12 protein-coding genes are annotated in these 12707 nt (G+C 70.3%); 6 read left to right on the top strand and 6 right to left on the bottom strand.

The annotated features are described in order from the left end of the window. Positions 1–199: 199 nt before the first annotated feature. Complete coding sequence (locus tag WAT24_RS13265) at positions 200–787, top strand: YceI family protein (RefSeq protein WP_336808372.1); 588 nt, start codon at positions 200–202, stop codon at positions 785–787. A gap of 190 nt (positions 788–977) precedes the next feature. Next, the gene (locus tag WAT24_RS13260; protein ID WP_336808371.1) at positions 978–1166 is read left to right on the top strand and encodes a hypothetical protein; all 189 of its coding nucleotides are present in this window, start codon (positions 978–980) and stop codon (positions 1164–1166) included. Here the strand turns inward: WAT24_RS13260 and WAT24_RS13255 are convergent, their stop codons facing one another. Then, positions 1167–1616, bottom strand: coding sequence for a cupin domain-containing protein (locus tag WAT24_RS13255; RefSeq protein ID WP_336808370.1), 450 nt, complete (start codon positions 1614–1616; stop codon positions 1167–1169). 133 nt (positions 1617–1749) lie between these two features. Here WAT24_RS13255 and WAT24_RS13250 point away from each other — a divergent pair, with 133 nt between their 5' ends. After that, entirely contained in the window at positions 1750–2379 is a 630-nt protein-coding gene (locus WAT24_RS13250; RefSeq protein ID WP_336808369.1) for a 2'-5' RNA ligase family protein, read from the top strand. Between the two features lie 10 nt (positions 2380–2389). Further along, positions 2390–2539 (top strand): hypothetical protein, encoded by a 150-nt coding sequence (locus tag WAT24_RS13245; protein ID WP_336808368.1) that lies wholly within the window; start codon positions 2390–2392, stop codon positions 2537–2539. Positions 2540–2542: 3 nt separating this feature from the next. Here the strand turns inward: WAT24_RS13245 and WAT24_RS13240 are convergent, their stop codons facing one another. From WAT24_RS13240 to WAT24_RS13225, 4 genes are all read right to left on the bottom strand, one after another. Continuing rightward, positions 2543–2965: a PepSY domain-containing protein gene (locus tag WAT24_RS13240; protein ID WP_336808367.1), complete on the bottom strand. Its 423-nt coding sequence runs from the start codon at positions 2963–2965 to the stop codon at positions 2543–2545. A 226-nt stretch (positions 2966–3191) separates the two neighbouring features. After that, positions 3192–5918, bottom strand: a complete 2727-nt coding sequence (locus tag WAT24_RS13235) for a M14 family zinc carboxypeptidase (RefSeq protein ID WP_336808366.1) — start codon at positions 5916–5918, stop codon at positions 3192–3194. A 134-nt stretch (positions 5919–6052) separates the two neighbouring features. Continuing rightward, complete coding sequence (xth, locus tag WAT24_RS13230) at positions 6053–6865, bottom strand: exodeoxyribonuclease III (RefSeq protein ID WP_336808365.1); 813 nt, start codon at positions 6863–6865, stop codon at positions 6053–6055. Between the two features lie 10 nt (positions 6866–6875). Beyond that, positions 6876–8213: a phospholipase D-like domain-containing protein gene (locus tag WAT24_RS13225; protein WP_336808364.1), complete on the bottom strand. Its 1338-nt coding sequence runs from the start codon at positions 8211–8213 to the stop codon at positions 6876–6878. Positions 8214–8378: 165 nt separating this feature from the next. Between WAT24_RS13225 and WAT24_RS13220 the strand changes: the two genes are divergently transcribed. Further along, positions 8379–9431 carry a mechanosensitive ion channel family protein gene (locus tag WAT24_RS13220; RefSeq protein WP_336808363.1) on the top strand — a complete coding sequence of 351 codons (1053 nt, stop codon included), beginning with the start codon at positions 8379–8381 and terminating at the stop codon, positions 9429–9431. A 62-nt stretch (positions 9432–9493) separates the two neighbouring features. Beyond that, a complete protein-coding gene (locus WAT24_RS13215) occupies positions 9494–11149 on the top strand; it encodes a M28 family metallopeptidase (RefSeq protein WP_336808362.1) in 1656 nt (551 codons plus the stop codon). Positions 11150–11186: 37 nt separating this feature from the next. Here WAT24_RS13215 and WAT24_RS13210 read toward each other — a convergent pair whose 3' ends face one another. Further along, positions 11187–12539: a hypothetical protein gene (locus WAT24_RS13210; RefSeq protein ID WP_336808361.1), complete on the bottom strand. Its 1353-nt coding sequence runs from the start codon at positions 12537–12539 to the stop codon at positions 11187–11189. Positions 12540–12707: the final 168 nt, after the last annotated feature.

Below are 12707 nucleotides of genomic sequence, written 5' to 3'. Positions count from 1 at the left end.
CTCGATCCGACCGGCCAGAAGGAAGGCTGCCGCGTGCTCTGGACCATGGACGCTCCACGCGCTGGACCGTCCGGGCATCATGGCAGCATGTCCGGCGCGTAAAAAGCTGACGCGTAAGGTTGTCCGCGTGTCGATCCCGCTACGCGTCGAGCGTCGTCTCCACACAGGCACCGTCGCCTGAGCCACCCGGAAACCCGTCATGCCCAACGCCCTGCGCTTCGCCCATCACCTCTGGCTGCTCGCATTGCTTGCAGCCACGCCCGCCGCCGCCGACCCGGTCCGCTATACGCTGGACCCGGACCATACCTACCCGAGCTTCGAAGCCGACCACATGGGCATGTCCACCTGGCGCGGCAAGTTCAACCACAGCAAGGGCTGGGTCGAGCTGGACCGTGCCGCCGGCCGCGGCGAGGTGGAAGTCACCGTGGCGCTGGACAGCGTCGATTTCGGCCAGGAGCCGCTCAACGCCTGGGCTCGCGGCAAGGACCTGTTCGATACGGCGAGGCATCCGCTAGCCGTCTACCGTGGCCGCCTCGCCGGTTTCGTCCACGGCGCGCCGACCCGCGTGGAGGGCACGCTGCAACTGCACGGGGTCACCCGGCCGCTGGCGCTGCGCATCGAACGCTTCAAGTGCATGGCGCATCCACTGTACAAGCGCGAGTGGTGCGGCGCGGACGCGTTCGGCCAGTTCGACCGCTCGGCGTTCGGGCTGGATGCGGGCAAGGACTACGGCTTCGACATGCGGGTGATGCTGCGCATCCAGGTCGAGGCGCTGCGCGACCGGTGACGCCGGCTGCGCGGTTTCTCGCCGGCGCTTTCACGGTCGGCAGGGCAAGCTGGCTGTCGCTGGCGCATCGCGCTTCCGTGGCCGGTGGTGGGACCCCGGCCCCCGTATCCCCCTTGCGGAGGCCCATGGTCGTGCCATGGGCATGGAAGCGCGATGCGCCGCGTCTTTCGTGAGGCGACGGAGCACTCCCGTGTCCGACAACGGTTATCGCTGCGGCCATGCCCCTTGCCAGTGCACCGTGCCCGGCGGCGGCCAGTACTGCAGCGAGCACTGCCGCGAGGCGGCCGCTTCCGGGCGTTCCGAAGGCGCCCCGTGCGGCTGTGGCCACGCGGTCTGCCGCACCGACCCGCAGGGCGACCTGCGCAAGGGCGGGGAGTGATCAGTAGGGCGTGCCGTCCTTGTGCGTGAAGCCCTTGCGACCTTCCACGTGCAGGTCGACGTCCGGATAGTGGCAGGCGTCCTCGTCCGAGCGCGTGCCGATCTCCAGGTAGACGGCCCACTCGCCTGAGCGGTTGATCAGGTGGTGGCCGTCCGCGACGCCCTTGGGAAAGGCGGCGCATTCGCCCGCGCGCAACGGCTGCTCGCCCGCGTCGGTGACCAGCACCAGCTCGCCCGAAAGCACGTAGACGAACTCGTCCTCCCCGGTGTGCCAGTGACGCTGGCTGGACCAGCCGCCCGGCGGCAGGCGGGTCAGGTTGACGCCGAAATCGGTCAGGTCGCCGGCGTCGCCCAGCGCCTGCTTGACGCGGTCCCTGGCCGCTTCGGCGAACGGTGCAGGGTAGCCCGAGCCGCGGCGTTCGGGCACCTTGGAGATGTCGATCTTCGGCATGGCTGGGCTCGTCGGGGAAAGCCGCATTATGGATGCGGGCGTGGCCTGCGCGGGCATGGCCACGGGTGGGAGCGGCAAGAGCATCGCGGGCGGCCCGCTCCTACAATGGCAGGCCCATCGAGCGAACGATTGCATGCCTTCCGACTACCACCAGGCCTCGCTGGCCGGCTTCGCCGCGCGGCAACCCACCGACCGCCTGTTCTTCGCCCTGATGCCGCCGTCCGACGCAGCCGCGCCGATCACCACGTTCGCCGAGGCGCTGCGCCGGCGCCTGGGGTTGCGCGGCAAGCCGCGGCCGACCGGTCACCTGCACGTGACGCTGCACCACCTGGGCGACTTCGCGGGCCTGCCCGCGCAGCAGGTGGCAGCCGCGGCGACGGCGGCGGCCGGCGTGGCCACGGCGCCGTTCGAGGTGCGCTTCGACCGTGCGGGCAGCTTGGCCGGCCGTGCGGGGCGGCACCCGTTCGTGCTGCTGGGCGACGCCGACACGGCGGGACCCGCCGGGCTGCAGGCTGCGCTGGGCGCACGGCTGGCGGCGGCAGGGCTGCTCCGGCGCGAGCGTCCTTTCGTGCCCCACCTGACGCTGCTGTACGACGCCCGGATGGTGGCGCCCCAGCCGATCGAACCGATCGGCTGGGAGGCACGCGAGTTCGTGCTGATCCACAGCCTGCTGGGGCGGACCGAGTACCGCGTGCTCGGGCGCTGGGCGCTCGCCTGGCGTGCGGGCGCCGCGCGCACGCCGCCACGACGATCCCCACGCTAGGTTGTTGCCCATGAAGGGAAGACGACGCCGGTTCGGCCTGATCCTGCTGCTCGTGGCGGTGCTGGTACTGCTGGTGCTGGGCGCGTTGCGCTGGCGCCAGCAGTTTCGCGCCGCGCCCGCCGACGAGGCGCTGCGGCCCGCTACCGCAGCCAGTGGCTGAGGCTCAGTCCTCGCTGTCGAGCACGCGGCCGGTCGAGGGATCGATGGTCAGCTTGACCCGGTGGTCGTTCTTGTCGTCGGCCTTGGCGCTCCACACGCCATCGTCGAAATCGAGGTCGTGCACGTTGGTGTAGCCCTGGGTCGCCAGCGCGGCGCGGACGTCGTCCTCGCTCAGCCGCGAGACCTCCTTGTTCGGGAACACCTTGCCGGTCTTCGGATCGACGCGCACGGTGACGTGGCTGCCGTCGGCACTGTGCGCATCGGCCTGCCACAGGCCGTGGTCGAACTCCAGGTCGTCGATGTCGGTGTAGCCCTGGTGGATCAGCGTCTCGCGCACCTGGGCCTCGGTCATCGCCTGCTGCTGCGCCAGTGCCGTGCCGCAGACGCCGAGCGTCAGCGCGAAGGCGGTCGAAACGAGCTTTTTCATGGCCGTCGCTCCACGGAGGGGATGCGTCCGAGTGTTGGCGGGCGCACGGCAATGGGTGATGAAAAAACCGTGAGGTGGCATGGGGGCATTCAGGCGGGTGTGATGGTGTCGGTCGCCTGGGCGATGGGGTGCCCGCGGCTGCGCGAGGAGCCCATCGTTGCGGCCCGCACGGGGGCTCCGCTCGCCACGGCTCCGGCGCACCATGTCCGAGCCGGGGCCCGCCGGCTCAGTGGCCCTGATCCAAGCGGTCGAAGTGGGTCAGCGCGTTGAGGACCAGCGGATAGCTGCCCAGCGTCTCGCCCCGCCAGATCGGATTGCCGGCGAACAGCAGCACGTGGCCCTTGCCGTAGCGCGCGTCCACGACGGCGGCGCGTTCGGCCATCTCGCCGGCGCCGTCGAGCAGGCCGGCCACCAGCAGATGCTTGGCGTCGGCGAAGCGCAGGATCACCCGCGGGCGCTGGTCGGCGGGAATCACCCAGGGGTTGTTGCGGGTCTGTTCCTCGTTCAGCGGTAGCGCCTGCCAGGGCTTGGCATCGGGCAGCGCCGGCGGCCGGGCGAAGGGGCGGCCTTCGGGGACGTCCTCGTCCTGCGGGCCGCCGCGTCCGGTCGGCCGTTCCGCGTCGGCGGCGTCGGGCAGGTGGCGACTGCCGGTGAGCAGGTTGGAGACGGTGAAGGACTGGCCTTCGGCGCTGTACACCGCCAGGCGGTCGCTGTCGTAGCCGGCGGCCAGCGGACTGTCGCGGTCGACGAAGCGCGCCTGCAGCACGCTGCCGACGACCTTGAGCCGGTTCGTCGGCGTGACGAACACGCCCGGCGCGAGGCCGGCGTCGATCGCGAAGCGCGCGGTGTCCTCCGCGGTGACCAGCAGGCCACCTTCCTGCACGAAGCGCTTGAGGCCGGCCAGGCCCGCCTCGCCGAGGCCGGGGCGGATGTCGGGCGTGCTGTCGATGTGCCCCAGGTTGGGGGTCAGCTCGGTGGTCTGCCAGGGCAGCGGATCGCCCCACATCGGCAAGCCGTCGACGATGCGGCGCAGGCTGGCGCCGCCGACCGGGGCGAACAGGATCACGTCGTACCTGGCGCGCAGGTCGCCCAGGTGAGCGACGTCCTGCGTGCTGATGTAGTCGTAGCGCACGCCGAGCTGGTCCAGCGCCATCCGCCACCAGCCCTCGGTCTGCGTGTCGAGCCAGGTGTGCATCAGCGCGATGCGCGGCAGCTTCCCGGCGGGCACGTCCACGCCGGCCAGGCCTGCCGGCACCTCCACCGGCTGCGTGAGCCGGCTCACCGGCACCTTCAGCAGGTCCGGGTCGGTGACGCGCACCACTTCGACATCGAACAGGTCGCCCATCGACCAGCCGGTGTCGTCGTACGGATGCTGCTGCGGATCCTTGGGCGACCAGTACTGGCGGTCGAGCAGGGCGTCGGCGATGCGCGAGTACGGCTGGTCCATGCGGATCACGTAGCTGCCCGCGGGAAAGCGGCGCTTGCGCGGCGGGTCGTCCTTGCCGTCCGCGGGCAGGGCCACGCTGAACGCCGCGTCGGCGCGGCTGATCTCCACGTGCTGGCGTTCCATCACGCGCAGCAGCTGGGCCTGGGTGCCGCTGCGCTTCTCGTCGGCGGGCAGCACGTAGGCGACCGGGCCGGCCTGCTGCGGCTTCTCGATCGAGCGCCTGGCCTTCAGGTAGAAGTTCTTCAGGAAGGCCTGCGTGTTGTGCGAGAAGTAGTCCAGCGCGGTGAGCACGCCGGTCTGCTCGTAGTTGTTGTTGTCGCGCTGCGACCATTCCACCTCGGGCAGCGGCGGGTTCGGGCGGTACCAGGTGCGCGCGTATTCGGCCGGCTCGAGGATGCGCTTCTGCGTGTCGGCGCCGCCGTTGCCGAAGGTCTCGTACAGGCGGCTGATGCCGTTGTGCATGGCGGCGACGAACATCAGGTAGCCGGGGCTCCAGGTGTCGAAGTCGCCGTGGGTGAACACGCCCGGCATGCCCAGTTCGGTCATCTTCTGCACGTTGTCCCAGCCCAGCTGCTGCCACTCGCCGGTGAGGATCGGGTCGATCCAGGCGTTGTAGGGGCCGTCGCCGACCGTGTTGTCGTACAGGAACGGCACCGACTCGTGCAGGTCGTGCAGCACCTGGGCGTGCCAGCCCAGGTAGGTATCGGCCACGTGGCGGGTGAGTGCGAGCGTCATGCCCATCGCGTCGCGGTTGTTGTCATGCGCGACGTAGTGGCCCCAGTAGAGCAGGTCCGGGTAGTTCCGGCCCGGGTGGGCCTTGTGCCAGCGGTACAGGTCGACCATGCGGTCGCGGCCGTCCACCTCGACGATCGGCGTGATCAGTGTGATCACGTGCGAGCGGATGTGCCGGATGTAGGGCGCCTCGTCCACCGCCAGGCGGTAGGCCAGCTCCATCAGTGCCGTGGGCGCGCCGGTCTCGGTCGAATGGATGCTGCCGGTGAGGTAGTACACCGGCGTGGTGCGGGCGATCAGCGCGTCCGCCTTCGCGTCGTCCATGCCGATCGTGCGCGGGTCGGCCAGTTGCGCCAGGCGCGCGTCGTTGGCCTCGAGGTCGGCGAGCAACGCCTCGTCGGCCACCGCCACGGCGATCATCTCGCGGCCTTCTTCGGTGCGGCCGATGGAGAACACCTTGACCCGCGGACTGGCCGCTTCCAGCGCGCGGAAATAGCGGTAGACGTCGGCGGAGTAGGGCAGCCAGTCGGCCGCGCCGGCGATGTGGCCGAGCACCGCCAGCGGCGTCGGCACGGTCGGCGAGGCCGGCAGGTAGTCGGTGAGCGGCGAGTTGAAGCGCGGATCGGTGGTGAACTTGGCGATCTGCGCGGTGTAGGCCGGGTCCACCGGCTGCGACGGATCGCGGGCGTAGGCGCTGGCGGCGAGGTCGGTTGCGGGCGTGCCGAAGGCGGATGCGGACAGGACCAGGCCGGCGAGGCAGGGCAGGAGGCGCATGGATTCCCCAGGGTGCGGAAACGGCCGGGGCACTGTGCCAGAAATGCTGTCGCCGTGCGTGCCGGCAGGAGCGAGCTTGCCCGCGATGCGCTTCGCTCCCGACCGAAGGAGAGGCATCGCGAGCAAGCCCGCTCCTACGGAAGCGTTTTCCGGCGCGTCCGGGTGAGTGCGACCCAGGTCGGCGCGTGGTCGCTGGGGCTGGGGAGCGCGCGCACCCAGCGGTCGACGCCGGCATCCGTGAGCCGCGGCGCCAGCGTGCGGTTGAGCAGCAGGTGGTCGATACGCAGCCCGGCGTTGCGCTCCCAGTGCTGGCGGAAGTAGTCCCAGAAGGTGTAGATGCGCTCCTGGCCGAAGCGCTGGCGCAGCGCGTCGGTCCAGCCCTGCGCGAGCAGCGCAGCATAGCGGTCGCGGCTTTCCGGCTGCAGCAGCGCATCCTTGCGCCAGGAGCGCGGGTTGTAGATGTCCTCGTCGGTGGGCACCACGTTGTAATCGCCGACCAGCGCGACCGGGTGCTCGCTGTCCACCAGTTGCCCCGCGTACTCCAGCAGGCGGTCGAACCAGGCCAGCTTGTAGTCGAACTTGGGACCGGGCTGCGGATTGCCATTGGGCAGGTACAGGCAGCCCACGACGAGCCCGTGCGCGGCCGCCTCCAGGTAGCGGCTCTGCGTGTCCCTGGGGTCGCCCGGCAGGCCACGGCGGCTCTCCAGCGGGTCCTGCCCGCGGGCCAGGATCGCCACGCCGTTCCACGAGCGCTGGCCATGCCAGATCACGCCGTAGCCGGCGTCCCGGATGGGGTTGGCTGGAAAGGCCTCGTCCGGTGCCTTCAGCTCCTGCAGGCAGGCGATGTCGGGCGCCTCGCGGTCCAGCCAGGCCAGCAGCGCGGGCAGGCGCGAGCGCACGCCGTTGATGTTGAAGGTGGCCAGCTTGAGCGGTTTGCGGGCGGGCATGGCGTTTCCTTCAGTACTGCGTCGCGCCCAGCAGCGAGAGCCGGTCCAGCAGGCGGTCCGTCCAGGGGCGCTCGCGCCACTGCGCCAGGGCGACCTCGCGCGATCGGGCGATGTCCTGCTCGACCACGCCGGTCATGTGCGCGGCGAAGTCGCGGTCGTAGACCAGCACGTTGGCCTCGTCGTTGAGGCTGAAGGAGCGGTTGTCGAGGTTGGCGCTGCCGACGATGGTCAGGTAGCCGTCGACGATCATCAGCTTGTTGTGGAACATCGCCGGCTGGTAGCGCCAGATGCGCGCGCCGGCCTCGAGCATTCCGCCCCAGAACGCCTGCGAGGCGTTGCGGATCACCTTGCTGTCGACGTAGGGGCCCGGCACCACCAGGCGGATGCGCACGCCACGCCGCAGGGCGCGCTGGAGCGCGGCCAGGGTCAGGTCGTCCGGCACGAAGTAGGCGGCCTCCACGTCGATCGAGCGGCGCGCGCCGTCGATTGCCATCAGGTACATCAGCTGGAGGTTCTCGCTGCCGCCGTCCGGCGAACTGGCCACCGTCTGCACCGCACTGGCACCGGCCGGCGGTACCTGCGGGTAGTAGGCCGGGCCGAGCAGGGCCTGGCCGGTGGTGGTGATCCAGTTGTCCTCGAACACGGCCTGCATCTGCGCCGCGCCGGGGCCGGTGACGCTGATCTGCATGTCGCGCCAGATGTCCGGGCGGTCGCCATGCCCATCCCATTCGTCGGCGATGCCCACGCCGCCGGTGAAGGCCACGCGGCCGTCGACCACCAGCAGCTTGCGGTGCGTGCGGTTGTTCACGCGGTCGATGTCGTACCAGCGCAAGGGGTGGAAGTACTCGAAGTGCACGCCGCCGGCGATCAAGGCCTCGACCACGTCCCGGTGCATGCGCGAGGAGCCGACCCAGTCGGCGATCACGTGTACGCGCACGCCGGCCCGGGCACGCTCGGTGAGTGCCTGTACGAACTCGTCGGCGACGCGCCCGGACCAGTAGATGTAGGTCTCCATGTCCACGCTGTAGCGCGCCGAGCGGATCGCCGCCAGCATCGCCGGGAAGATCTCCGCGCCGTTCTGGTAGTCGGCCACCGCATTGCCCTCCACCACCGCGGACCCGAGCAGGTTCCCGATCTCCCGCCGGAACTGCGCGCTTTCCACCGGACTGATCGGGCCGAGCGGGTGGACCAGCTGCTTTTCCTGCGGCAGCAGGTTGAGCACCAGGATTCCGAACACCAGCGTCGCGACGGCACCCAGCCCACCCCACCACAGCCGGCGCCGCCAGCGTGGGGTGGGTGGCGCCTCCTCGCGGTCGGCGCGGGGGGCTGCTGCGGGTTCGACGGACATCGCGGCTCCTTGGACTCGCGGGCTTGGGACCGTCGTCACCGAGCCCGATGCGTGCGCGCTGCCGGACTCATCATCCGGCCGCGGCGTGCAGTGCGGGTCAAGGCCTTCACCTGGCCGGCACTGCCGCGGTTGTCTGCTGTGTGCGTCCTGGGCTCGGGAGATCGCATGACCGACACGGATGTACGCAAGGTGGAACGCCGCGCGGACGTTCGTCGCGCGCTGGCCACCAGCAGCGCCACCTATCGCACCCGCAAGCGGCCGGTGCGGACGGGTCACAAGCTGTGGCTGGGCGCCTACGTGCTGACGCTGGTCGCGCTTGGCGTGCTGTTCTATCTGCTGCGGCTGGATTTCTTCGGCTTCCTCGGCCGCTACCTGCCGATGGCCCGGCGCGCCACCGTGGGCGCGATGGCGATCGTGCTCACGCTGGCCGCCGCGCGCCTGGTGCGCGCGTACGCCATCGAACGCGCGCAGACCGCGGTGACCCGCTACAACCTGCGCCGCATCCTGCGGCTGGTCGTGTACATGGTGCTGGCACTGATCGTGGTGTCGGTCCTGTTCGCCAACTGGTACGCCGCCGTGGCCTCGCTGGGGTTGATCTCGCTGGTGCTGGGCTTCGCGCTGCAGACGCCGATCACCAGTTTCATCGGCTGGCTCTACATCCTGGTGCGCGAGCCCTACCGCGTCGGCGACCGCATCCAGATCGGCGATGCCACCGGCGACGTAATCGACGTGACCTACCTGGACACCACGCTGTGGGAGGTCGGCGGCCCCTACATCTCGACCGACCACCCCAGCGGGCGCATCGTCAAGTTCCCCAACGCCAACGTACTGACCAGCGCGGTCTACAACTACTCCTGGCCGGTGTTTCCCTACATCTGGAACGAGATCACCTTCCAGGTGGCCTACGACAGCGACTTCGCCTTCGTGGCCCAGGTGATGCGCGAGGTCGCCGAGGAGGAGCTGGGCGAGGCGATGATCGAGCGCGTGCACACGTTCCGGAAGGTGCTGGCGCGCACGCCGGTGGACGAGTTGCAGGTGAACGAGCATCCCTCGGTGCTGTTCCGTATCAACCCCAACACCTGGGTGGATGCGACGGTGCGCTACGTGGTCGACCCGCGCCGCGCCGGCAGCGTGAAGACGCGGCTGATCGACACCATGCTGGCGCGGCTCAACGCACAGCCCGAGCGGGTGCGCTTTCCCAAGGGTGACAACCGCTGAGCGGCTGGACCGTCCGGCGCCTGCGTGCTTACATGCCGGGGTTCCCCAAGCACAGGTGCTCCATGAACCGTCTGCCCGCCCTCGCGATCGCCCTGGCGCTGACCGGCGCGGCCTCCGCTGCCGAGGCTCCGACCTTCGATCCCCACCGACTGTCGCAGGAAGTGCGCACGCTCGCTTCCGACGACTTCCAGGGCCGCGGCCCGGCCACGCCGGGCGAGCAGAAGACGATCGACTACGTGGTGGCGCAGATGAAGGCCGCCGGCCTGTCGCCGGGCGGCGAACGCCGGCCCGACGGCAGCCGCAGCTGGACCCAGCCGGTGCCGCTGGGCCGCTTCGAGATGGTCGGCACGCCCGCGCTGTCGCTGGCCGAGCACGGCAAGACCCGCACGCTCACCCAGGGCGAAGAGATCGCCGTGCGCGCGGCGATGGACGGCAGCCGCAAGGTGGACATCCGCAACGCGCCGCTGGTCTTCGTCGGCTACGGCGTGGACGCGCCCGAGCGCCACTGGGACGACTTCAAGGGCGTGGACCTGCACGGAAAGATCGGCGTGGTGCTGGTCAACGACCCGGACTTCGAGACCGGTCAGGGCGACTTCGGCGGCAAGGCGATGACCTACTACGGCCGCTGGACCTACAAATACGAGGAGGCAGCGCGCCAGGGCGCGCTCGGCATGCTGGTGATCCACGAGACCGCGCCGGCTTCCTACGGCTGGGCCACGGTGAAGAACTCCAACACCAACGTGCAGTTCGACATCGTGCGCGACAAGCCGACCGCCGAGCATCCCACGCTGGAGGGCTGGATCCAGCGCGACCTGGCGGTGCAGATGTTCAAGGCCGCGGGCCTGGACTTCGAGACGCTGAAGAAACAGGCGCAGACGCGCGCGTTCAAGCCGGTGACGCTGGAGGGCGTGACCCTGTCGGCGCGCTACGACGTCGACGCCAAGGTGATCACCTCGCACAACATCGTCGGCCGCATCGTGGGCGCCAAGCGCCCGGACGAGACGGTGATCTACAGCGCGCACTGGGACCACCTGGGCGTGGGCGCGCCGGACCGGACCGGCGACCGCACCTACAACGGCGCGGTGGACAACGCCACCGGCGTCGCGGCGCTGATCGAGATGGGGCGCGCCTTCGCGCATGCGCCCAGGCCGCGGCGTTCGGTGGTGTTCCTCGCCGTCACCGCCGAGGAGAAGGGCCTGCTCGGCTCGGAGTACTACGCCACCCACCCGCTCTACCCGAACGCCACTACCGTGGCCGACATCAACATGGACGCGCTGGACCCGCACGGTCCGGCGCGCAACTTCACCATCTCCGGCAACGCCAGGCTGGGCCTGCTCGACCGGCTGATCGCGGTCGCCGGGGCGCATGGCCTCAGCTACGCGCCGGACCCGCACCCGGAAGCCGGCAGCTTCTTCCGTTCCGATCATTTCTCCTTTGCCAAGCAGGGCGTGCCGGCGGTGTCGTTCGAATCCGGCAACGACCTGGTCGACGGGGGCAAGGCCGCCGGCGAGGCGGCCAGCAAGGCCTACACCCGCGACCACTACCACCAGCCCTCGGACGAATGGCAGGCGAGCTGGAGTTTCACCGGCATGGCGCACGACCTGGGCGTGCTGTACCAGCTCGGCGACGAGCTGGCCGATTCGGACGCCTGGCCGGAGTGGTCGAAGGATTCGGAGTTCCGCGCCGTCCGCGAGAAGACTGCCGACCAGCGCAAGTGAGGACACCCGTGCCTCCGCCGGCGGCGGGGGCGTGGTCTCACGGGGAGACCGTGATGGTCCGGCGGCCGAGCGGGTGTCCCTGCGCATCGGTCGCCAGCAGCCGATACTTTCCCGGGCGCAGGTACAGTTCGCCGATCGAGGCGCCGCCGGCGGGCCGCAGGCCCACGTCCGGGGGACCGTAGCGGGGCGGCGGGTCGAACGCCAGGCGGTCGGCGGCGATCGCATCGTCGCCCTCGCTCGCATAGCGCGCCTCGACCAGGCACGGGTATTCACCCCTGCAGATCTCCTCGCCGCGCACCGGGTACGGCCTGCGCAGGCCGCCCAGCGCCAGCCAGGTCGGGCGACCCAGCCGGAGCACCTGCGGCGGGAAGAACACGCTCACGTCGTAGCCCGCGCGCAATGCCCAGGGCTTGCCGGCCTGCATGAAGACCAGCGGCTCCTTCGGGGCGAGCTGCTTCATCACGGCCGTGTAGTCGGGATGGTCGTGCGTGGGATCCGGGTGCGGGATCAGCATGACCTGGTCCACGGTGAGCGGGTCGATGCCGCTGATGCGGCGGAAGTACTCGGCCATCGACCGTCCGCCCAGGTAGGTGCCGGCTTCCTGGATGTGCCCGTAGCCGGCGTCGAGCACCAGCCGCGCGTGCGGGTCGCGCTCGAAGACCCGCTCGTAGAGGTTGCGTGCCTGCCGGCTTTCGCGTGCGTCTCCGCTGGTTTCGCTTTCGGCCTCGTAGGCGACCACGCGGTAGCCGAGCCTGAGCGCGGTACGCACCATTTCCGCGCAGATCGGCTCCCGGGTGTAGAAGCCGGTGCCCTCCACGGGATAGCCGCGCTCGGCCAGATGGCCGTCGCTGGCGTACAGCGTTTCGGCGGCGAAGGTATCGAAGCCCTCCTCGCGCAGCCTCGCCAGCAACTGCACGGTGAGCGTGCGGGTCAGCGGCAGGTGGTGGGCCTCGTTGAGGAATACCGCCTGGCGGCCGCGCGCGAGCTCGCTGATCGCCTCGATGGCCGGGCGCGCCTGCGCCTCGCCGTCCGGCGGCAGCGGCCGGTCGTCCGGTTGCGGCAGTTCCTGGATGGAGAAGTTCGCCGCCGCGTTCGGGTAGTCGCCGATGAAGGTCTCGTACCAGCTCAGGTACTGGCCGATGATGATCGCGAACGCCGGGTTGGCGTCGCCCTGGCTCGCTGCCGCGAGCATCGCCTCGTAGCGCCCGAGCAGGCTCTTGCGGGTGTCGGCCTCGCGCATGAGGCGGTCGGCCTTGTCCGCCGCCCGCAGCTGCATGTCGCGCCATTGCGCGGCGGTGGGCGGAGCCTTCTGCGCGGGCACGGCGTGGACCATGCCGCCGGACAGCAGCAGCACGGCAAGGCAGGCGGCAAGCCCTCGGCAGCAAGGCATCGCGAGGCTCCAGCGCGTGGTACGGGCCGAAGTCTGCGCCGATCCGCCGCAGGTGCAAGCGGCGCGGGCCTAGCTGTGATCTCTCAGTAGGTTGTTCACCCGGGGCGATCCCGGGATTCTGGAGGTGCGACCCAACCAGCACACCAGGAACCCCGGATGAACCTGCAT

It is taken from the genome of Fulvimonas yonginensis (assembly GCF_037137055.1).
Taxonomy (GTDB): domain Bacteria; phylum Pseudomonadota; class Gammaproteobacteria; order Xanthomonadales; family Rhodanobacteraceae; genus Frateuria_A; species Frateuria_A yonginensis.
This window is presented reverse-complemented; position numbering and strand designations above follow the sequence as displayed.

Bases quoted from the DNA above. Each gene is read 5' to 3' on its own strand.
- WAT24_RS13265 (WP_336808372.1), top strand. From the start codon at position 200: ATGCCCAACGCCCTGCGCTTCGCCCATCACCTCTGGCTGCTCGCATTG.
- WAT24_RS13255 (WP_336808370.1), bottom strand. From the start codon at position 1,616: ATGCCGAAGATCGACATCTCCAAGGTGCCCGAACGCCGCGGCTCGGGC.
- WAT24_RS13250 (WP_336808369.1), top strand. From the start codon at position 1,750: ATGCCTTCCGACTACCACCAGGCCTCGCTGGCCGGCTTCGCCGCGCGG.
- WAT24_RS13245 (WP_336808368.1), top strand. From the start codon at position 2,390: ATGAAGGGAAGACGACGCCGGTTCGGCCTGATCCTGCTGCTCGTGGCG.
- WAT24_RS13240 (WP_336808367.1), bottom strand. From the start codon at position 2,965: ATGAAAAAGCTCGTTTCGACCGCCTTCGCGCTGACGCTCGGCGTCTGC.
- WAT24_RS13235 (WP_336808366.1), bottom strand. From the start codon at position 5,918: ATGCGCCTCCTGCCCTGCCTCGCCGGCCTGGTCCTGTCCGCATCCGCC.
- xth (WP_336808365.1), bottom strand. From the start codon at position 6,865: ATGCCCGCCCGCAAACCGCTCAAGCTGGCCACCTTCAACATCAACGGC.
- WAT24_RS13225 (WP_336808364.1), bottom strand. From the start codon at position 8,213: ATGTCCGTCGAACCCGCAGCAGCCCCCCGCGCCGACCGCGAGGAGGCG.
- WAT24_RS13220 (WP_336808363.1), top strand. From the start codon at position 8,379: ATGACCGACACGGATGTACGCAAGGTGGAACGCCGCGCGGACGTTCGT.
- WAT24_RS13215 (WP_336808362.1), top strand. From the start codon at position 9,494: ATGAACCGTCTGCCCGCCCTCGCGATCGCCCTGGCGCTGACCGGCGCG.
- WAT24_RS13210 (WP_336808361.1), bottom strand. From the start codon at position 12,539: ATGCCTTGCTGCCGAGGGCTTGCCGCCTGCCTTGCCGTGCTGCTGCTG.